Raw genomic sequence first — 20,039 nt, forward strand, 5'->3', positions numbered from 1 at the left:
GCTCGCGATTTACAGAGAGCGTGCATACTTTGGGTCATCTCAGCACATCGCAGCCCACTGTCGCCCTCGCTAAAATCGACCGCAGAGGAGACTCCATGATCAAGGACACCGTTGCGGCCGCTGAAAGCGCGATGTCTATGCCCCGCTGGCGATCCCTACTCTTCGTGCCCGCTCACGTTCCGCGCTTTGTAGAGACGGCCTATGAGCGGGGTGCAGACGGCGTCATTCTCGACCTGGAGGATTCCGTTCCCCAGGATCAGAAGGGCGAGGCACGGAAGCGGCTTCCTGAATCCGTGGCAAAGGTGGCCCGCAAGGGCGCATCTGTTTTGGTCCGCGTGAATCGTGGTTTTCGTGCCTTGGCAGCCGATCTGGATGCCGCCGTGATGGCCGGTGTTGACGCAATTGTTCTTACCAAGACGGATTCCGCAGAGTGGATATCCGAGATCGCGAATGTGGTATCGGATCTTGAACGAGAAAGAAATCTCCCGCTGGGACGCATCCGGTTCCTTGCTCAGATCGAAACCCCGGGCGCCTTGCAAAGGCTCGCGGCCATTGCGTCGGCGCATCCAAGGATGGTCGCAATGGCGCTTGGTCCTGAAGACTTCAGTGCCGCTGTTGGTGGCTCCCCGGAGTTCGACCTTCTGTTGGCGCCGAACCTTTCTGTTCTGTTTGCCGCCCGTGCGGCCGGGTTGCTCCCGCTGGGCTTCGTAGGGAGCATCGGCGAGTTCACGGACACGCAGAAACTTCGTGAAGCCGCGGTGCATGCGCGGCGGCTTGGCTTTGCCGGAGCCTTGGCGATCCATCCGACACAGGTGGCCATATTCAATGAGGCTTTCTCGCCAAGCGCACAGGAAGTCGAATGGGCCCGTCGTGTCGTTGCCGCCGAAAATGATGCCGCCGCTCGCGGACTGTCTGCATTCTCGTTGGATGGTAAGATGATTGATCCGCCAGTAGTGCGGCGCGCCCACGAGATCCTGGCTCTCGCGCAGTAGCTGAGCATTAGTCGGCATCCAGACAGGCGCTGGTTTTGAGCCATGATTTGACAGTTTTGTGACTTGCCCACCATCTCGTTTCGAGATAGATACAAGCACGCTGGGCATCGCGCCCCGATTGGATTCGTTCATCGTGGACATCAGGCAGTTAAGATACTTTGTCGGGGTCGTCGAAGCCGGGAGTTTCACGAAGGCAGCTGCAACCCTCAACGTTGCTCAAAGCGCCCTTAGCCTGCATGTGCGTCAACTCGAGGAAGGATTCGGCACCCAGCTGCTGGTTCGCGATAGGACCGGTGTCAGCGTCACGGCGGCCGGAGACAAGCTGCTTGAGCGCGCGCGGAACATCCTGAAGGAAATTCAGCTCACTGAGGCCGAACTTACCAACTCGGTGGCTGCTCCTTCTGGAGAGGTGACCATTGGCATTCCGTCCGGAGCCGCTCGCGTCCTTAGCGGTCCCCTGCTTGAATCGATGAGAAGCGAATTGCCGAGGATCTCACTTAAGATGATCGAGGGCATGACTGGACCGCTGGAAGAGTGGATGGCTGCTGGCCGCTTCAATCTGGCAGTCCTGTACCGCACTGCGGAGAGCGTGGGGCAAATGACGGTGCTGGCCCGCGAAGAGTTTTGCCTGGTGGTGCCTCCGGGTGAACCGCCTTTCGAGGATTCGATACCGCTCGCCGACCTGCATGCGTTTCCGCTGGCGGTTCCAATGCGCAACAACAATGTCAGGCGTTCGGTGGCTGATGTCGTTGCCCAACACGGTTGTGTTCTGGACGTCAGATTCGAAGTCGACTCCCTTTCTACGATCATCAATATGGTCATGGAAGGAAAGGCGTATTCCATCCTTACCCCTTCGGCCATTCAGAAAGAGGCGTCTCAAGGCCAAGTCCGAACGGTTAAGATCATTGATCCAGTGATCACCCGTTCCGTTGTCCTTGCCGTCAACCCGAAAGACGACCGCTCTCCAGCCGTCTCTGCGGTCCGCAAGCTGATCCCCAAGGTCGCCAGGACATTGATCGAGAGCAGGCACTGGTCGGCCACGGCTCCGGACCGGGTTTAGGCGGATCCGTCAAACCGAGTCCAGTGCTATCACGCTTCCACGGCGGGCCCGAGCCGGCCATCAATCTGGATTCGAGATGGTTTTGGGCGACATTCCATATTTGACCCAGCGTGACCATCGCGATGAGACTGCAGAGAAGTGAGCCCATGGTCGGAGATCGGCTAGTCTCGCATTGGCAGAAATACTCACGCGGAGCATGGGATGTCCAACGCCACGAGCTATCAACTTTTCATCAATGGCAGATGGCGAGCCGGTGGTAGCGGAGCCACTCTGCCGGTAATCAATCCGGCGACGGAGATGGTATTTGCCTCGGTCGCCTCGGCGACGATACCGGATCTGGATGAGGCCCTCGCTTCGGCAGAGCGCAGCCGCAAGGCCTGGTCCTCGCGGCCTGCAAAAGCTCGTGGCGAGATTCTCGTAGCAGCCGCCAGGATTCTGGCAGCGAAGGTTGAAGCGGCAGCTAGGGACCTATCAGCAGAACAGGGAAAGACGATTGCCGAAGCAACAGGCGAGTACGTGCGCGCTGTCGAAACGCTGGAGTGGAACGGAACGCACGCCGAACAGTTGTCGACCCCTATTCCGATGGGCCCGAACCGGATGATCGTCCCCGAGCCACTTGGCGTCGTTGCTGCCTTTACGCCTTGGAATTATCCCGCCGTTCTCATCGCCCGCAAACTCGCCCCCGCTTTGGCGGCAGGCTGCCCCGTGATCCTCAAGGGGGCTGAAGAGACACCAAGCGCGGCTGTCCATTTCGTCGAAGCCTTGCAACAAGCGGGTATTCCGGACGGCGTGGTCAATCTCGTCTTTGGCGTTCCGGTGCAAATTTCCCGGCATCTCCTCAGCTCGCCGATCGTGAAGGTCTTAACTTTCACGGGCTCTACCGAGGTTGGAAAACAGCTCGCCAAGCTCGCCGCGAACAACTTACAGCGGTGCATTCTTGAACTCGGTGGGCACTCCCCGGTCGTTGTATGCGAGGATGCCGACCTGGCAAAAGCCATACCGGCAATTTCGGAATACAAGTTCGAGTGCGCGGGCCAAAGCTGTAATGCGCCCAGCAGGATTCTCGTCGCGCGGCCTCTCTATGAGGAATTCCTGTCCCGGATGACGGAAGCTGCCCGCAAGATCAAGATCGGCCCACCGGACGACCCGACGACGGAGATGGGGCCAATGGCAAATGCACGGCGAATCGAGGCCATGCAGCGTCTGATCAAGGATGCGGTCGATCGCGGCGCCCGCATCGAAACCGGGGGCACCCGCCTCGACCAACCGGGTTTTTACTGGCCGCCAACCATCCTGACAGGCGTGCCAAAGGGTGCCAGAGTGCTCCATGACGAGCCGTTCGGACCGATCCTCACCGTGGCGCCGTTCGACACGATCGAGGAGGCGATCGAAGAAGCCAACGCCACTGACTATGGCTTGGCCGCCTACTTCTTCACCGGTGGTGACGATACCAAACGGGCGCTGATCGGCGGTCTTTCGGCGGGGACTCTTAGTGTGAATTATCTGAAAGGGGTTTCCGCAGATGCGCCGTATGGAGGCGTTAAACAGAGCGGATATGGATATGAAGGGGGCGAGCAGGGGGTGCGGAGCTTCCAGAGCCTGAAACTGATCAACGGGTTCGGTTCATTCGGATGAGATTTCGTGAATAAGACAAGACGGACCATAGCCGGCAAGGATATTACAAAGAGCGTCGCCGACGCCCTTCAGTACATTTCATACTACCACCCCCCGGATTATATCCGGTACCTTTCGCAGGCATACACTCGCGAACAGAGCCCGGCGGCGAAGAACGCCATCGGGCAGATCCTGCTGAACTCCCGCATGGCGGCCTTCGGGCGGAGGCCGATCTGCCAGGATACCGGTCTCGTAGTTGTCTTTGCCAAGGTCGGCATGGACGCCCGCATCAAATCAACGGCCAGTTTCGCGGACCTCGTCAACGAGGGCGTCCGCCAGGCATATCTCGACCCGGACAATCCCCTTCGACCATCGATCGTCTCGGATCCGCTTGCCGGGCGGGTGAACACGCGGGACAACACACCGGCAGTCGTCCACGTCGACCTTGTGCAAGGCAACCAGATTGAGATCACCATCGCCGCAAAAGGGGGCGGATCGGAAAACAAGGCGCGTTTCACCACCCTGAACCCCAGTGCGTCCGTTGCCGACTGGGTAGTCGACACCGTTTCGACGCTGGGCAGCGGATGGTGTCCGCCCGGCCTGATCTCGGTCGGCATCGGTGGCAGCGCTGAAAAGGCGATGCTGCTGGCCAAGGAGGCCATGAACGAGCCGATCGACATGTCGGAACTGATTGCCAGGGGGCCGTCCAACGCGGAGGAGGCGCTGCGGATCGAGCTTTATGAAAGAATTAATGCGCTAGGCATCGGCGCTCAGGGCCTAGGCGGCCTGACCACGGTCGTTGACGTAAAGGTTGCTACCTATCCTACACATGCCGCGTCGAAGCCCGTGGCACTCATTCCGCAATGCGCGGCCAACCGGCACCTGAAGTTTACCTTGGACGGCTCTGGACCCATCAAGCTCGAACCACCTGACTTTTCCGAATGGCCCCAGATCGGTCATGAGGATTTGCACACAACCGACGTCCGGCGGATAAATCTCGATGCGCTCACGAAGGAAGACACGGCATCCTGGCGCTGCGGAGAAACCCTTCTTCTGTCCGGAAAGATGCTGACGGGCCGTGACGCCGCCCACCAGCGAATGATCGATCTGATCGATGCCGGCAAGCCGCTCCCGGTCGATCTGCGGGGACGCGTAATCTACTACGTCGGACCGGTCCGCGCGGTGAGAGATGAGGTCGTCGGGCCGGCTGGCCCGACAACCTCCAGCCGCATGGACGTTTTTACTGAAAAGATACTCGCCGAGACTGGGCTATACGCGATGGTCGGTAAAGCGGAGAGGGGCCCGGCGGCCATCGAGTCGATTGTCAGACACAGAACACCCTATCTCATCGCGGTGGGTGGCGCTGCGTACCTGATTTCAAAATCGATCAAGGCGGCGCGGATCGTTGCCTTTGAAGACCTGGGCATGGAAGCCATCTATGAATTCGAGGTGCAGGACATGCCGGTCATCATGGCTGTCGATGTGGACGGAAACTCCATTCACAATTCCGGGCCTCTCGAGTGGCGAAAGCGCATGGCGGCCGATAGCATCGCACGCAGCATCGGCGTTTGAGTCTCCCGGCTGGGCGATCCGGCCAGGCTCAATGTCGCGACATCGGGCCGGGCCGGACTCTGCGCCGTAGCGGCAACACGGGCGACATTTGCGGTGCCTAGGCTCCTCGGCAACCCAAAGAAGAAAGGCCTTCAATTCATCTCGAAGCCAAATGCGCTGATGTAAACACTGCATCGACCATGCCGTCCACGCGATCGATGCTCGGGAACTGCCGAGGGTGCCAATCAGGCAAAGTAGCGCCGGTACTGACCATCCATTTACGCCGATGCCGACAGGTGATCACCGCTCTGTGCGTCATCGCATAGGGGAGGGCAATGCCCAACTGTTCTGCATCCCTTCTGATTGGATCGCTCTCAGTCAGATGACATTCCTAACCTCACACTAACCCGTTTCGGGCCGAAGACAGATATGTCCACTAAACTCCCTCGCTTCGATCGATGATAGAATTTCTGGCACCAATTGCCCGTTCGACCAGTTTGAGAGCAACAGATCATGAAGTCGAAACCAAAGAATCCTGTGCAACTAGACGATTGGGATATCCGGACTCTCTCAGAGATCCAATCAGTTGGTCGGATTTAAAAAAGCGAGCTCGCAAAGCGTGTTCACCTTTCAGCCTCGGCCTGTTCAGAACGGCTCCGCGTGCTGCAAGCCGCGGGCATCATTGAGGGGTTCTACGCGCGACTCAGTCCAGCCCTCATCGGGGGGATCATCTCTATAATGGTGGGGGTGGTTCTGGATCGCCGCTATAGGAGCCGTCATAGCCCAGGCTCATCAGGTCGGCGTGCAACTGCTTGAGGGAGCGCTTCTTTGGTTTTCACGCCGATTGGTGCCGATTCCGTGAATTCGTCGGCTAAAGGTGTGCATTCCCGCGAAGCCCGAGGCATGTTTGTCACCATGCTGGTTTCCAACGGCAGCTGGCCGAGTGTTCCCAGCCGAGATTCGCGAGGAGAGGGACAATGCGTTTGAGCAATCCAGGAACCGAGCAACTGAGGAAGAAGAACTGATCCCGGATCGCGGTCAGCTTCAGCCGGTCGAGCATTGCGACCAACATCTCGTGATCGCGTTGCACCTTCCGCTCTGTGGCCACTAGCCGAATATGAGGCACTGGTGGAGGCAGCTTGGTGATGACGGCGATATCCGACGATTGTACCGGCGCAGCAGCGCCGATCACGCCGGCAAGATGCGCGCGCTCGACAATCCGTTGGCGACGTCCCCGGCACAAGGCATGATCCGCCACCACCTCGCCCGCATGACGCAGGATAACACGGCCGCCCAACACCACGACTTGGACGCTCTCCCCGATCAGCCGCCAGGGAACCGAGTAACTGTTCGTGTCCAGGTCGATTGCGCAGTCTGCCTGGACCTTGCGCACGAGATCCCGCAGCTGCCCGAACGGCGCCCGTCCGCCCAGAGGGCGAAGCGCCCCAGCCTCTTCGGTTCGCTTCCGTCTTTAGCCAGGAGGCGGTCATCCCTGGCATAGGCCCAAAGCCAGGCAGTCTTAATCGTGTTGCGGCATTCGCTCGGGACTGGAAAGCCGGTCGGCAGAGGGAATTGCAGACGTCGGGCCGCAGGACATTCGTGCCGCTGGCGGTCTCGAGGATCAAAGACACTTCGAGACTGCGATCCAACAGATTCCGGAAATCCTGGACTGCTGGGCCATCGGGGGGCGGATCGACTATTTAATGCGGGTTTCATCTCCTTCCATGGCCGCGTATCAGGATTTCATGGAGGAATTGCTGCAGGCAGGCTTGGGTATCGAGCAATACTACAGCCTTGTCGTGACGAAACCAGTGAAATCAAACTCACCGATCCCTCTGTCCTCCTTGAGGCAACGGTAAACTCGCGAAGCCTTTTGTCGATCTCATGTTCACCCGCACCACGGACCTCATCCAGAAGCCCCAGGTCGCCAAACGAGCAGCGAGCGGAGCGTCGGGTTGCCATGTAGGTCCAGATGAAGGCGAGATACTGGCCCTGCTGTTGGTCGGGCTACGACAACGTCGTGATCGAAGTCTCGGCGTTTTTTGTCCAGCGTCCTCTATCGCGCGAGCGATGCCGGTCCCATCGAGGTTCGCCCGATCCGCTTATCGTCGCCAATCGATCCGGTGATCGGGCCATGCTCGTTTCCCTATCGGCAAGGCCGTCGTGCGCGTCGGCGTCACAAAGCATCCACATCAGTTCGGTGTCACATGCCTCGGAGCTGAAACCCCGACCTGGTGTAATGCGCAAGAAGGCAGGGAGAAGCCGGGAAAACCCGGCAACGGAATTGCACCACGTCTGCTGCGCGCCATTTCGCCGCAGTCCGATTATTCGCGAGGCCGTGGACCTGAATGCCGTAATCCACGCGGCCGTAGCGGCGATCACTGATGCAGCCGCGGAGCGCTTCGGCGTAGCACATATCCCGTGCCTCGTCGGCAGCGGGAAAGAATGAACCAGTGCTAGGCCGAGCTCTGCACCGCCTTCGGGAGGCAAATTCTCGCCACGTTACGATCCTGCAGGAGACGAGGCCGATATCCCCCAATATCGAGCGAAGCCCGAGGTTACCTCGTGAACCGCCGTTTACTTCATTCAGCGGGAATTTGGGCGTGCGGCTTATAATCGGGCAGTTCGGATGGTTTGCGATAGTTGTAGCCATCGAACGAAACGACGCTGCAGATACCAAGCAGATGCTGGGCGCTCTCGTGTAGATGCGCTGGAGTGATGGCGGCCACTTCGGGGCAGGCGCCAGCCATCTGAAATCGAGATGATACGGTCCGGAACATTATATTGGCGAATTCAACGCTAAGCGGGGCATAAACTTAGCATCCATCGGATCGAACTGCATCCGCCCGTCAACGGCAGCGGAATCGGGTCGCTTCGAAGCGATAAAAGCATGACCAGTGGATAGTATTGAAAGAATTGGGCGGATCACGGCCAGTTAATGCTTTGATCCGGAGGGCTCCGGAAGATGTACTCCAGAGGATCTGAGTGGCGTGAGTGGGACTTACACGTACACTCCCCAGCATCATTCCATTGGGACGGCGAACGGTTCGGGCCTGATAAAGCTCGAAACGATCAGCTCATTGACGAGATGATCTGCGCGCTGAATGACGCTACTCCGACCGCGTTTGGGCTCATGGATTATTGGACACTCGATGGTTGGTTCGCCCTCAAGGCGCGGCAGGTCCAACCCGCTGCGCCGATACTGATGAAAACTATTTTCCCTGGTATCGAACTGCGTTTGGCGGCGCCGATGGAGGGACGATTAAATGCTCACGTTCTTTTCTCCAATGAGATCAGTGATCAACATCTCAGAGACTTTCTCTCCCGGTTGAAGCTCGAACTGATCAACCAACCCCTGTCTCGCGACGCGCTCATAGAATATGCGCGATATGCTGGCGCAGACAAACTGGCCAAACATGGGTTTGATAAGAACAAAGTTGCGTCGGACGAGGCGGAGGCGTTCATCGCCGGCTGCAAAATCGCAGAAGTAAATGTTGACTCTTATAAGGAGGCAATCCGCCTTGTGCCCGGTGCTCGTGCAGTCGGCTTTATGCCCTTCTCAACCAACGACGGTCTCGATACCGTCAACTGGACCGACCATTACGCCTACGCACTAGGCCTGTTCGAATCGTCTCCGATATTTGAGACAAGAAGGCCAGATCTCTGGTCAGCCTTTTGTGGTGTTGAGACAGAGAACAATAAGAAATGGCTTGGCAACTTCCAGGCTGCACTGAAGGGCATCCCTCGACTTGCTGTCTCGGGCAGCGATGCCCATTGCTTCCGTGGAAACGGAACCAATGATAAGCGTGGATACGGCGATTTTCCGTCCGGCAAGCGCACGTGGATCAAGGCTGATCCAACCTGGAAGGGATTGTTGCAGGCGCTGAGAGAGCCCGCGAAGCGCTCATTTCTAGGTGAACGTCCACCGAAGCTGGAGCGTATCAACCGGCACAAGACGTTCTACATAGATCGGATTCGCATAGACAAGGTGCCTGACAGCACGCTTGCCGACACTTGGCTGCATGGAACAGAGATTCCTCTAAACCCCGACCTCATCGCAATCATCGGCAATAAGGGGAGCGGCAAGAGCGCTCTCGCCGATATCCTGGCTTTGTTGGGCAACTCCCAGCAAAGTGCCCATTTCTCGTTTCTGAAACGGGATCGATTCCGTGGGAAAGCAGGCGAGCCGGCTCGCCAGTTCGTTGGCGAACTCTCTTGGCTCGCTGGCGATCCATGTGTGATGAGCCTTGCCACCGATCCGTCGGCCGAACGGGTCGAACTCGTTCGGTACATACCCCAAGGGCGATTCGAAGCCCTGTGCAATGATCATGTGTCAGGGAAGACTGACGAGTTCGAGAAGGAACTCCGAGAGGTGATTTTTTCTCATGTCCCGAACAACGTGCGCCTTGAGGCTCTGAGCTTCGACCAGCTCATCGACAAGCAAGAAAACGTCTTCCGGGCTCGGGCGAATGAACTTCGCAAATCGCTGCGGGCGCTCAACGAGCATATTGTGGATATCGAAGATCAGCTTCATCCCAACGTGCAAAAAAACCTTGAGGAGCAGATCCGGCTCAAGGGGAAGCAGATTGAGGAACACGCCGCAATTAAACCGTCCGTAGTCGAGCAGCCCACGGTCGAACTCACTGCCGATCAGGAGCAGGCGAGCGCCAGACTCGCGGAGATCGGCGCGGCGCTGGAGCAATTGAAAAATGAGGCCAAAAAGGCTGCGGATGACAGGCAGATCATCGGCAGAAAGCAGCGATCGATCCGCAACATCCGCGAGCAAATTGGGCTTTTTGAGAAGCAACTCGCAGCCTTCATGTCCGAGATCGCCGACGACCTTGCCACTGCCGGTTTGAAAGCGGAAGAGCTGATCACCGTAACCGTCAATTGTAATGTCCTGACAGAGCATCAGCAAACGCTGGCCAGCAGTGACGACACGATCACAAAGAGGGTCGAAAGCGCCGCTACGACCGAGACGGCGCTGATCGCGGAGCAGAAGCGGCTTTCGGAGAAATTGAACGAGCCGCAGCAGAAGTATCAAACGTACAAACAAGCCTTGAAGGAATGGCAAACCGCACTGGAGGCGATTGAAGGTTCGGAAACGGAGCCTGAAAGCCTCAAAGGACTGCAGCTAAGGGTCGCTCAGATAAACGAACTGCCGACGAAGCTTGCGCAAAAGCGGGCATCACGACGGGAGGTAACCGCTCAGATCTTTTCGGTTCTGGAAGAACAGCGAGCTGCGCGGGAGGAGTTGTTCACGCCGCTGCAACGTTTGATACAGAGCAATTCTCTGATCCGGGACGAATACAAGCTTCAATTTCAAGCCAAGCTCCTGGGCTCAACTGACGCGATTGCAACCAATCTATTCGGTGCCATCAAGCAGAATATCGGTGAGCTTCGTGGGGAAGACGAGAGCTTCATCGCGGTTCGAAGCAGGTTCGAGAGATATCGTTTCGAGAGCGCGGCCGATGCGACGGACTTTGCCGGGGACATCGCTTCCCTGCTGACGGAGAGCGCGGAGAAGGCAGCGAGCAATGTTCCAGGGATCAGGGCTCTCATGCGCAAGGACAAGGAGCCGGCAGAGGTCTACAATTATCTTTTCGGTCTTCAATATCTGGAGCCGAAGTACACCCTGCTCTTTCAGGATACGCAGATAGAACAGCTATCGCCCGGGCAGCGAGGCGCCTTATTGTTAATTTTCTATCTGCTGGTTGACAAGGGACGAAACCCATTAGTGCTCGATCAGCCCGAGGAGAATCTGGACAATGAGACGGTTGTTAGCCTACTCGTGCCAGTCCTCAATGAGGCAAAGAAGGCCCGACAAATCATTATGGTCACGCACAATCCAAACTTGGCAGTGGTGTGTGATGCCGAGCAGATCATACACGCAACATTCGACAGGAAGACCGGCGCGCGAATTTCCTATCAGTCAGGCTCGATCGAAGACGGGATCATAAATAGGGCTGTCGTTGACGTGCTGGAGGGCACAAAGATTGCATTCGATAACAGAGGTCAGAAGTACCATTGAGAGTTCCGAGCGCGATATCGGCCGGATGCGAAGAGTGCCTAGCCGATACATCGCTTCGTCACGCCCGCACCCTTGTCCCCACAAGGCGAAGGCAAATTCACGAAGCCTTGGTTTTCACGCCGATTGGCGTCGATTCCGTGAATTCGTCGCTTAAAGGTATGCATTCCAGCGAACCCGATACACGTTTGCCACTATGCTGGTCCAACGGGCGGCTGGCCGAGTGTTTCCAGCCAAGGAATCGGAGAGGACTATGAGCTTGAGCAATTTGGGGACTGAGCAGCTGCGGGAGAAGGACCGAAGCTTCGTCTTTCATCCGTCTACACACTTGGCCAAGCACAGCCGCGGCGAGACGCCAAACAGGATCATGGCCGGTGCGGAAGGCGTGTACATCTGGGATACGGAGGGTCGGAAAAGTCTCGACGGTTTCGGCGGGCTCTACTGCGTTAATATGGGATATGGATGCACGGAGATCGCCGAAGCCATCGCCCGGCAAGCGCATGAGCTGCCGTTCGCGCATGTCTATGCCAGCCAAGGCACGGCGCCGGTTGCCCTCTTGGCAGAGGCCGTGGTCGAATATTTCGGTCAGAACATGCGAAGGGTCTATTTCGGCCTTTCCGGCTCCGATGCCAACGAAACCAACATCAAGCTGGTGTGGTACTACAATAACATCCTCGGCCGCCCTGAAAAGAAGAAGATCATCTCGCGGCATCGCGGATATCACGGGTCCGGGCTGGTCACCGGTAGCCTAACAGGCCTTCCCTTTTTTCACGATTTCTTCGACCTGCCTCTGAATTTGGTGCGCCATACGACGGCGCCCCACCATTACCGCCAGGCGCATGATGGCGAAAATGAGGAAGCGTTCTCCAGGCGCTGTGCCAACGAACTTGAAGCCCTTATTCTTGCTGAGGGTCCAGAGACGGTTGCAGCCTTCATCGGAGAGCCGGTACTTGGGACCGGCGGCATCGTTCCGCCCCCTAAGGGATATTGGGCCGCGATCCAAGGGGTGCTTGACAAGTACGATATCCTTCTTATAGCCGATGAGGTCGTCTGCGGCTTCGCGCGAACCGGTGAGAAATTCGGTTCCCATCTCTATGGCATGCGTCCGGATTTCGTGACCATCGCCAAGGGCTTGAGTTCAGCCTACCTGCCTATCTCCGGGTCAATCATCGGCGATCGCATCTGGTCGGTGTTGGAACAAGGAACGGAAAAGCACGGCCCACTCGGCCATGGCTGGACATATTCCGGTCACACGCTTTGCGCTGCCGCCGCGCTTGCCAACATTAAATTGCTAAAGGAAAGAAACATCCTGGAACATGTTCGGGACGTCGGACCCTATTGGCAAACCCGCATGAAAGCCGAACTGGAAGGACATCCCATTGTCGGCGAGGTTCGCGGCATCGGCATTTTAGCCGCCGTGGAGCTGATGCGGGATCCGAAGGGCCGGGTGCCATTTGAACCTGGACTTCAGGTCGGCGTGCGGGTCGCCGCTGCTTTGTTTGAAAATGGTGTCATAGGCCGCGCCATGCCGCATGGGGATATTCTCGGCTTTGCCCCACCTCTGATCATTACCCGAAAAGAGATCGACATCATCGTCGATGCGACTGCGAAATCAGTCGATACGACCTATCGTGCGCTGAAGGCGGGAGGCGCGATATGATCTGGCGTGAGATGACGCCTTCAACTCGGATCGGCCGGGATATTCACGTGCGGCAGCCCCTGTGGCATCATGAGCAGGGGGCGCAACAATCCGCTCCGTTTTTTAAGGCAACTTGCATGGAGGATGTGCGAGCCGATGCCGAAATGCGGTGCCAATCCCGAAAAACGCAGGCGGCATTCGCGTCCGAGACGGGGACGTAGGGCTGCTGCAAGAATTGTAGAGGTGACGCTCTCAGAGACCACAGACCGCAATCTACTGCGAGGCTGAGCTCCTCCATTGAGACAGTCTAAACAGCGCGCAAACCAGACACCCCGACCGCGATGAAGTGCAAAGCCAAAAGGACGACTATCACCTCTAACAGATGACGCTGGAATGAGTCTCGGTGTCGATAACAGCGCCGTCGAAGCACGTATCGCCCTCCCAAGGCGCACGGCCCGGCACGGAGCTCAGTCTCCGTCCGGGCCTTCAACCCAGAATGGCGGCGCATTGGCCCGCCCGTCTTGGCCCCTGGAGGGCCAGAACTCACTGCAGTTTAGCTATGCAAGACGCTTTTCATAGATTTGTAGGGCAGATCGCAGACAGCGCTGACGCGACTGACCTGCGCAACGCTCTGGGCGAGATTGCCTCTTCGCTCGATTTGCCGTCTTTCGCCTATCTTTTCCCTTCTTCTGGCAAGGGCCGCAACGTGCGCCTGATTTCCACCTACCCTCAATCCTGGACATCTCACTACCTTCACAGTCGGTATGAAAAGATTGACCCTGTAATTCATCAAGCGCGTGGTGGTCAGGAACCATTCAGCTGGGATGCGCACGGTGCTGATCTCGAACTATCGACGCAGCAGCGACAACTGATGGATGAGGCGACGCAATTTGGCATTCACTGCGGCTTCACGATCCCGATCCATGACAGCACCGGTAATTTTGCAGCACTGACCTTCGCCTCCGATGAAAGGCGACCACCGTTCTTTCGCCTGATTAATCGATATGACCGCGCGCTCGAACTCATCGCGATCTTCTTCCACCTTCATGCCTGTCGCAAGCTGGCCGACGGCAGGACCGTGGATGGCGTTACCCTATCTCGAAGGGAAATGGAGTGTCTGAAGTGGGCGGCTCGGGGCAAGACGGCGTGGGAAATCGGCCGCATCTTGGGAATCAGTCGGAGCACCGCAGCCTATCATCGGGATAACGCCAGGAAGAAGCTTGGCGTGAAGACGGCTATTCAGGCAGCTGTTCGGCTTGCACTATCGCGGCCATCTCTCTTCACCTGACCTCCCGGAACCTGGGCACATACACAGGTTGTTTCAACTCCGGCCTTTGCCTTCAATCGCAGGTGCTATCCATGCGAGGAAAAGGCCATCATGTTGCAGTTGATCACGCCGGGTTGTTACGTTGAGTTCAGCGACGAGCTCGAGCAGATGCATCGCTTGCGGTATCGCGTTTTCAGGGATCGACTTGATTGGGACGTTTCGTTCAGCGGGGGCTTTGAGGTCGATCCGTTCGATGCGCTTCGTCCCCATTACCTATTGCTGCGTGCGCCCGCCGGACGCATCGACGGCTGCGTGCGCCTGTTGCCGACTACAGGACCGACGATGCTGCGTGATAGCTTCTTCGCTCTTCTTGCCGACCGTCCAGCGCCGGAAGATCCACGTGTTTGGGAAAGCAGCCGTTTTGCGCTTGATCTGCCGCCTTCCGCGCCCAAACAGGCGGGCATCGCAATTGGCACCTACGAGCTGTTTGCCGGAATGGTTGAGTTTGGCTTGTCACGCGGTCTGCGCAGCATCGTCACCGTAACCGATCTGCGCATAGAGCGGATTTTGCGTCGCGCCGGCTGGCCACTCGAACGGTTGTCCGATCCGCAAACAATTGGCAACACACGCGCCGTTGCCGGATATCTCGACGTCTCGAGAGAGAGCTTGGAAGCCCTCCGTCGCAATGGCGGGCTCAAAGGCCCGGTCCTGTGGACCCCGGTCATTAAGATCGCCTGAACCTGCAATCCAACCCTTTCTGGAAATGATGCAATGGACCAAACAAGACCTGGCACTGCTTGGCCGGACAGGCAAGATGATCGTGCCTATGGCCATGTCGAGCAGCTCACCAGCCGAGGCTGGGCCTGGGAATTCCTCAGGCGCAATCCGGACTTTCAAAAGGATCTGGCGAACGCGCTACGCGGCGCCGAACGCACGAACGCCCGGTCCATGGACACTATCAGCCTGGCCTCGAATACTGTTGATCTCTCGCGCTGGGGCCTTCTGTTTTGCAAGCTCAAAAGGAACTGATGCGAGCGTCTTTTGGTGCCCCTGCCAATGTCCGCATGTTTTGCCCGTTGTGGCCGAAACGGCGGCGCGGCCGCGCGGGGTCGGCTTGCTTGATCTCGCCCGGCACTCCTGCCGCATCTCCATGCTGGTCACGCGGGACGGGCATCAGCACCTCCTGGTCGAGGACAGTGGCAGGAGCTTGCAGCTGGCTGCTTCCGGCGTCAGCATCCTCGAACCTGTGCGATTGACATCCTCCGTCCTCTGGTCGCCAGAGGAACTGAAGCAGCGCCTGAACGCGTTGGAATGTCTGAACAGCCTCTGTTGGACCGGCAGGCTGCAATCAGGATTCTTTCCGACCGAACCCCGTAGCTCGCGGTTGCGCCGAGTCTTGCATGCCCTCGACGGCTTCATCGCTGGCGTATCACACCGCGAAATCGGCCTTGCTCTCTTCGGCAGAGCCCGTGTCGAGCAGGACTGGGCCGACCCCGGTGACCATCTTCGAGACAGCGTCCGCCGTGCAGTCAGACGCGGGCGCTCGCTAATGTACGGTGGTTATAAGCGTCTTCTTCTATAACGCCACCATCAGGCCTTTTGGCGGCCAGAGAACAGCTCCTTGTACCCCGCCACCACCAGCCAGTGGGCGCGCGCGAGATGGCTGCGAACCGCCCTTTGGGCGCGCGCTGGCTCTTGCACCGGGTCGATTCCCAATATCGCCTGGGCCATTTCTTCTTCGCTGGCATTGCCGGCACATGCATCTAAGAGCTTCAAATATGTCGTGAAGTGCTCATCGTCGTAAGCGGTCAGGCTCTCCGCCCATGGGACCTCGTCGGCAACAGCAGGTTTGAGCAATCTGTCTACCATTTCATCTCTCGCCGTAAGACCTATCCCGCGCCGCGCAGATCTTTGACCGCACAATATCCTAAAATGGGATAATCCGAAACTGGGATTAGATCCATGAGCCGGTTCCTTCTTGGCCCGGTTCGTCTCTGATGCCGAAATCACTTCGATCAGCTCGCCAGCGCCGGCTGCTACGCCGGCTGATTGCGGCGCGCAAAACCAAAGGGGCCACCCAGACCCAGGTTGCTGATATGTTGGGCCGCCCACAATCCTTCGTGGCCAAGTACGAGGGTGGTGAACGTCGGCTGGACGTCATTAAGTTTCTCGACGTCGCCGAGGCTCTCGGTATCGATCCTTGCGAGCTTCTGGCACAATTGCGTCGCGCTCGTGACCTGTAGATGGCGTGCGCTTTGTTTGGCTGCCAAACTCCACGATTCCCGTCCTTGAGTTCACGGGCAGGGGATTTGCCCTCGCGAAATGTTGTCGTGCAGCCGCTCGCCCTTTGTTGTCTCTGATCTTTGTAGAGAATACACCGTGGTGAAATCCTCGACAAGAGGGTGGCTTCTCGTGCATGGAAATCCGAGAGGTCTTTGCCCGCAATCTGCGTAGGCATCGTCACAAAAAGAAATTGTCCCAGGAAGCGCTGGCGCATGAGGCTGGCATTGACCGAACATATGTCAGCGCACTTGAGCGCTCGGTCTATGCCGCCAGCATTGATACGGTGGCGAAACTCGCCAGAGTGCTCGGAATCGATCCGGCCGATCTACTCAACCCTCATTCTGAATAATCTGGAAGCGGGGACGGAAACGCGGTTGATGAGACTCGGCCAGAAGGTTTTCAGGCATTCATGCTGCTGACAGGAACGCCCGCGCGCCTTCGCAGCCGGTGCTCGTGAACCGAGCCCGCGTTCTTCGGCAAGCTCAGGCGGTCTCGGCCATTCGGCTTCGCCCCTTGGCGTGGGCAGCCTTCGGGCTGTGACGGCCACCGCCTTTGCGGCCGCGCGGTTTGTCTGTTGGCCTTTCCCCGGAAGCGGGGTGGGCGGCACTCGCTTCTAGGCCCGCCGCGGCAGCCGCAACCCTTCGCGTGCCGCTCAGGGTCCTCCTCTTCGTTCCGGTCCTTCGGGTGCGGTCCGCCTACTACGGCGGGCCCTTCCGGTCGCGACTCGCCGCCCACCCCGCTAGCGGGGAAAGCCGCGGCGATTGGTGAGCGGAGGATGAAACGGCGCATGCAAACAGTAAGCGTTGTGCCTGCACAGAGGCTCGCGCAGGCAAGGGCAGGCGCCCCGGCGCCAGCCTTTTATCAGGAGATCACCGACCGCATCATTGCCGAGCTGGAGCCCGTGACCGTGCCATGGGTCAAGCCATGGGGCAGCGCAAAAGCAGGCCTCGTCCTGCCGAGGAATGCAGCCAATGCGCCAGTCGCCGCTCCTGCAGCAAAAGAACAGCAGCTGCCGCAGCGTGGCTGACAAGGCATCTTGTCGGCGTCGAGGAGTTCCGTGATTGCTCAACACAGGCGCATAGCTCAAACATGACGTCCGGGAGAATGATGCCGCGCATAGAGCCTAACTTTGGTTTCCATCAACAATACCCAATAGCCATCCTGGTCCGAAGCGCATCTAAGCACCTCCATTTCAGGCGTTAGTCGAGCCCGCATTGACCACGAAGTTACCCTTCTTGGTCCGCTGGAGGAGGGCGGCCGCCCCTCGACAACGGCTTCTTCAGGTCGCGCGTGCAGGGAGACCGTAAAAAAGGGCGCACGAGGCGCCCTTATTTCCGATCGGCGATCAGCAGCCGTCTTCACCTTTCGTAGTTAGAAGCGGTAGGTGACACCTGCGCCTATCAACCAGGGATCGAGCTCCGCCTTTCCCGTCAGCTTCGCGCCGTCGACCGTGACGTCGAAGTCTGGCTTAAGGAAAAGCTTCTTCACGTCGAAGTTGACGCCCCAGTGCTGATCCACCATGTAGTCGAATCCGACCTGCAGCGCGGTGCCGAACGTGTTCTTGACCTTGAGAGCATCGGCACTGCCGGCACCCTGGTTATAGAAGATCGTGTAGTTCACGCCGGCGCCTACATAGGGCTTGAACGCGCCTAAATCGGTAAAATGATACTGCAAGGTGAGCGTGGGCGGCAGCAGCCAAACCTTGCCGATATTGCCCAGCCCGCCGATCGTACCTTGGCCCCCGATGTTAGCATAGGTGGTGCCGAGTATGAGCTCGGCGGCGATGTTGTCCGTGAAGAAGTAGGAGATATCGAGTTCCGGCGTCACGGTGTTCGAATACGAAAGATCGGAGCCGGGCACTGCATTGACGTAGCCCGAATCCTCAGTGACGACCCCCAACGCACGCAGGCGGAGCTGCCAAGGGCTTGGCTCTTCCGTCACCGAGGCTCCCGCCTGCGGGACGCTCGCCGCTTGCGCAAGGTCCGCCGCGACGGCCTGCTGTCCCATCACAATGAGGACAACGGCCGCTGTTACTCCCCGCGCCGCGCGCATTTGGTTTCTCGCCATGATATTCTCTCCTTGCTCTTCAGAAATGTGGACTGAATTACGAAAAATCCTGCTCGAATTGCTTGATAGTGGCGGAGCGCTCATTGCCCAGTCTGCTTCGCGGCTGCGACCGCATGTTCGGCGCGCTTGATCATGGCATGATTTCTCCTCAGTCCGTGCCGCAGCGCGTTTTGCGGACTGCTTTGCAGGTGTCGTGCCAAATGAGAAAACCATATCAGAACAATGCGATTAACCTGATTGCGCTGTGTCTGATGTCCGACATCGTCGAAGATCCGACAACGAATGCAGCCGTGACCGCCTGATGAGAACCTCCTGTGCGAGCTCGGTGGGCACTGCGGAATAAGCAGTGAAGCTCACTGCGAAACTGGCCGAGCTTCGGATCGACATCGGCGACGGGGCGATCTACGGCCACTACGTCGCCGGTGTCGGGCGCGGCACAGTCTGCGGAATCTGCGGCGGCGATCATCGAATAACTGCGTTTACGACGGCTCCATCCTGGCCGACCGGTGGGCGCGCAAAGACTGCTGTGCGGCCTCCTCCTCCGCCTGGATTGATGCAGGGACCGAACGGCGTCGTGCTTTTGGAACCGGCAGACTGGTCAGAACGCAATTCTCCTTCCCGCTATCTTTACAGAGATTCGACAATCCAGTTGGTGAAGGCCCCAGATCGCGCAATCATTCAATCATTGATGCGCTCAGGTCGGGCATGCGCCCATCCGCAACCATGTCATCAAGAGCATCGATCCGACACCAACACAGAGAATTGGTTCCTCATGAGAGAGGCGTCGCGGCGGACATGAGATTGCGTCACTCTTCATGATCGCCGCCTCCGAGGATGTCGGGATCGAGCCAGTGCAACGGCACGATAGGGCGAAGGGTCTGGCAGCTCTTGCAACTGCCGACCTCAATGGGAGAGGCACATCGCGATTTGTCCGGCAGAGACACAAGGTTCTGCACTGTCCGTTATGATGCTGGTCTCCATGAGAAGTATTCTGGTGCAGAAGGTGCCCGATTAGCTATTCGGAAAAAGGCGACATCGACGTGCAAATCGGGCGCCGCCGTGAGGCGTCCCCCCAAATGTCGGATTTCCGACAGGATCGCAAATCCGCCAACCCATTGTTTAATAAATTTTTCCTTCTCTGGCACGGCCCATGCATGGGGCTCTGCGAACGCATCAGCGAGACGTCCTCCATGATCATGCGCACCGAAAATGCCGTCGCCCCAGTGAAAATCGCGCTCTCGCCTGCCATCAAGCCGCCGAAGGGCCGGCGCGTCATGGTTGAGGCGGGCGCCTGCGCCGGCTTCAAACACCTTAATGGGCTTGGAAAGCGTCTCGCGTGACGGCGACGCGGGAAAAGACATACGTCGTTGCCCCACGTCGCCGGCCTGACCCCTCGATTGTCACCGCGCTGGAATGCTCCGGTCTACACTCGACGACCCGAACGCGCAGGACAATTCTCGCAAATCCGGTCGGCACCGGGGCTCGAAAACGCCCGCGACCGGGCCCAATGGTTATGACCGATATTCGCCGAGAACAAG

Annotated in this window: 18 protein-coding genes and 3 pseudogenes; 18 read left to right on the forward strand and 3 right to left on the reverse strand. The window is 58.2% G+C overall.

Annotated elements, in window-relative coordinates; genetic code table 11:
- The first annotated feature begins 95 nt into the window (after positions 1-95).
- The 5 genes and pseudogenes from X757_RS142650 to X757_RS1000000169095 form a co-directional block, all read left to right on the forward strand.
- Positions 96-992, forward strand: coding sequence for a CoA ester lyase (locus X757_RS142650; protein ID WP_245275096.1), 897 nt, complete (start codon positions 96-98; stop codon positions 990-992).
- A 133-nt stretch (positions 993-1,125) separates the two neighbouring features.
- Entirely contained in the window at positions 1,126-2,052 is a 927-nt protein-coding gene (locus X757_RS142645; protein WP_023727221.1) for a LysR family transcriptional regulator, read from the forward strand.
- 201 nt (positions 2,053-2,253) lie between these two features.
- Positions 2,254-3,687 (forward strand): NAD-dependent succinate-semialdehyde dehydrogenase, encoded by a 1,434-nt coding sequence (locus tag X757_RS142640; RefSeq protein ID WP_023727222.1) that lies wholly within the window; start codon positions 2,254-2,256, stop codon positions 3,685-3,687.
- A gap of 6 nt (positions 3,688-3,693) precedes the next feature.
- Positions 3,694-5,238 carry a fumarate hydratase gene (locus X757_RS142635; RefSeq protein WP_023727223.1) on the forward strand — a complete coding sequence of 515 codons (1,545 nt, stop codon included), beginning with the start codon at positions 3,694-3,696 and terminating at the stop codon, positions 5,236-5,238.
- A 594-nt stretch (positions 5,239-5,832) separates the two neighbouring features.
- Positions 5,833-6,033: pseudogene (locus tag X757_RS1000000169095) on the forward strand (Lrp/AsnC family transcriptional regulator); the annotation flags it as partial.
- A gap of 310 nt (positions 6,034-6,343) precedes the next feature.
- On the opposite strand, the pseudogene X757_RS1000000166960 reads toward X757_RS1000000169095, so the two are convergent.
- A pseudogene (locus tag X757_RS1000000166960) lies at positions 6,344-6,673 on the reverse strand (IS21 family transposase); the annotation flags it as partial.
- Between the two features lie 154 nt (positions 6,674-6,827).
- On the opposite strand from X757_RS1000000166960, the pseudogene X757_RS0134690 reads away from it, so the two are divergent.
- From X757_RS0134690 to X757_RS1000000169100, 8 genes and pseudogenes are all read left to right on the forward strand, one after another.
- A pseudogene (locus tag X757_RS0134690) lies at positions 6,828-7,076 on the forward strand (Lrp/AsnC ligand binding domain-containing protein); the annotation flags it as partial.
- A gap of 380 nt (positions 7,077-7,456) precedes the next feature.
- Positions 7,457-7,666, forward strand: coding sequence for a hypothetical protein (locus X757_RS1000000168135; RefSeq protein ID WP_023727226.1), 210 nt, complete (start codon positions 7,457-7,459; stop codon positions 7,664-7,666).
- Positions 7,667-8,182: 516 nt separating this feature from the next.
- Positions 8,183-11,248 (forward strand): TrlF family AAA-like ATPase, encoded by a 3,066-nt coding sequence (locus X757_RS142625; RefSeq protein ID WP_023727227.1) that lies wholly within the window; start codon positions 8,183-8,185, stop codon positions 11,246-11,248.
- A gap of 250 nt (positions 11,249-11,498) precedes the next feature.
- The gene (locus X757_RS142620) at positions 11,499-12,905 is read left to right on the forward strand and encodes an aminotransferase (RefSeq protein ID WP_023727228.1); all 1,407 of its coding nucleotides are present in this window, start codon (positions 11,499-11,501) and stop codon (positions 12,903-12,905) included.
- Positions 12,906-13,443: 538 nt separating this feature from the next.
- Complete coding sequence (locus X757_RS142610; RefSeq protein WP_023671873.1) at positions 13,444-14,172, forward strand: LuxR family transcriptional regulator; 729 nt, start codon at positions 13,444-13,446, stop codon at positions 14,170-14,172.
- A gap of 90 nt (positions 14,173-14,262) precedes the next feature.
- Positions 14,263-14,889, forward strand: coding sequence for an acyl-homoserine-lactone synthase (locus X757_RS142605; protein WP_023671872.1), 627 nt, complete (start codon positions 14,263-14,265; stop codon positions 14,887-14,889).
- Positions 14,890-14,922: 33 nt separating this feature from the next.
- Entirely contained in the window at positions 14,923-15,180 is a 258-nt protein-coding gene (locus X757_RS1000000169775; protein ID WP_023671871.1) for a transcriptional regulator domain-containing protein, read from the forward strand.
- 121 nt (positions 15,181-15,301) lie between these two features.
- A complete protein-coding gene (locus tag X757_RS1000000169100) occupies positions 15,302-15,733 on the forward strand; it encodes a DUF2285 domain-containing protein (protein WP_245272149.1) in 432 nt (143 codons plus the stop codon).
- 8 nt (positions 15,734-15,741) lie between these two features.
- Here X757_RS1000000169100 and X757_RS142595 read toward each other — a convergent pair whose 3' ends face one another.
- Positions 15,742-16,020, reverse strand: coding sequence for a DNA -binding domain-containing protein (locus X757_RS142595; RefSeq protein WP_023671869.1), 279 nt, complete (start codon positions 16,018-16,020; stop codon positions 15,742-15,744).
- A gap of 128 nt (positions 16,021-16,148) precedes the next feature.
- On the opposite strand from X757_RS142595, the gene X757_RS1000000166965 reads away from it, so the two are divergent.
- From X757_RS1000000166965 to X757_RS1000000169780, 3 genes are all read left to right on the forward strand, one after another.
- Positions 16,149-16,394, forward strand: a complete 246-nt coding sequence (locus X757_RS1000000166965; protein WP_084629627.1) for a helix-turn-helix domain-containing protein — start codon at positions 16,149-16,151, stop codon at positions 16,392-16,394.
- Between the two features lie 173 nt (positions 16,395-16,567).
- The gene (locus X757_RS142590) at positions 16,568-16,783 is read left to right on the forward strand and encodes a helix-turn-helix domain-containing protein (RefSeq protein WP_023671867.1); all 216 of its coding nucleotides are present in this window, start codon (positions 16,568-16,570) and stop codon (positions 16,781-16,783) included.
- A gap of 426 nt (positions 16,784-17,209) precedes the next feature.
- The gene (locus X757_RS1000000169780; protein ID WP_023671866.1) at positions 17,210-17,461 is read left to right on the forward strand and encodes an ArdC-like ssDNA-binding domain-containing protein; all 252 of its coding nucleotides are present in this window, start codon (positions 17,210-17,212) and stop codon (positions 17,459-17,461) included.
- Between the two features lie 344 nt (positions 17,462-17,805).
- Here X757_RS1000000169780 and X757_RS142580 read toward each other — a convergent pair whose 3' ends face one another.
- A complete protein-coding gene (locus tag X757_RS142580; RefSeq protein ID WP_023671865.1) occupies positions 17,806-18,501 on the reverse strand; it encodes an OmpW family protein in 696 nt (231 codons plus the stop codon).
- Positions 18,502-18,584: 83 nt separating this feature from the next.
- Here X757_RS142580 and X757_RS142575 point away from each other — a divergent pair, with 83 nt between their 5' ends.
- Together X757_RS142575 and X757_RS1000000169785 are read left to right on the forward strand one after the other, a co-directional pair.
- Positions 18,585-18,803: a hypothetical protein gene (locus tag X757_RS142575; protein WP_031215249.1), complete on the forward strand. Its 219-nt coding sequence runs from the start codon at positions 18,585-18,587 to the stop codon at positions 18,801-18,803.
- A gap of 774 nt (positions 18,804-19,577) precedes the next feature.
- Positions 19,578-19,841: a hypothetical protein gene (locus X757_RS1000000169785; protein ID WP_373432852.1), complete on the forward strand. Its 264-nt coding sequence runs from the start codon at positions 19,578-19,580 to the stop codon at positions 19,839-19,841.
- Positions 19,842-20,039: the final 198 nt, after the last annotated feature.

The organism is Mesorhizobium sp. LSHC412B00 (genome assembly GCF_000503035.1).
Lineage (GTDB): Bacteria > Pseudomonadota > Alphaproteobacteria > Rhizobiales > Rhizobiaceae > Mesorhizobium.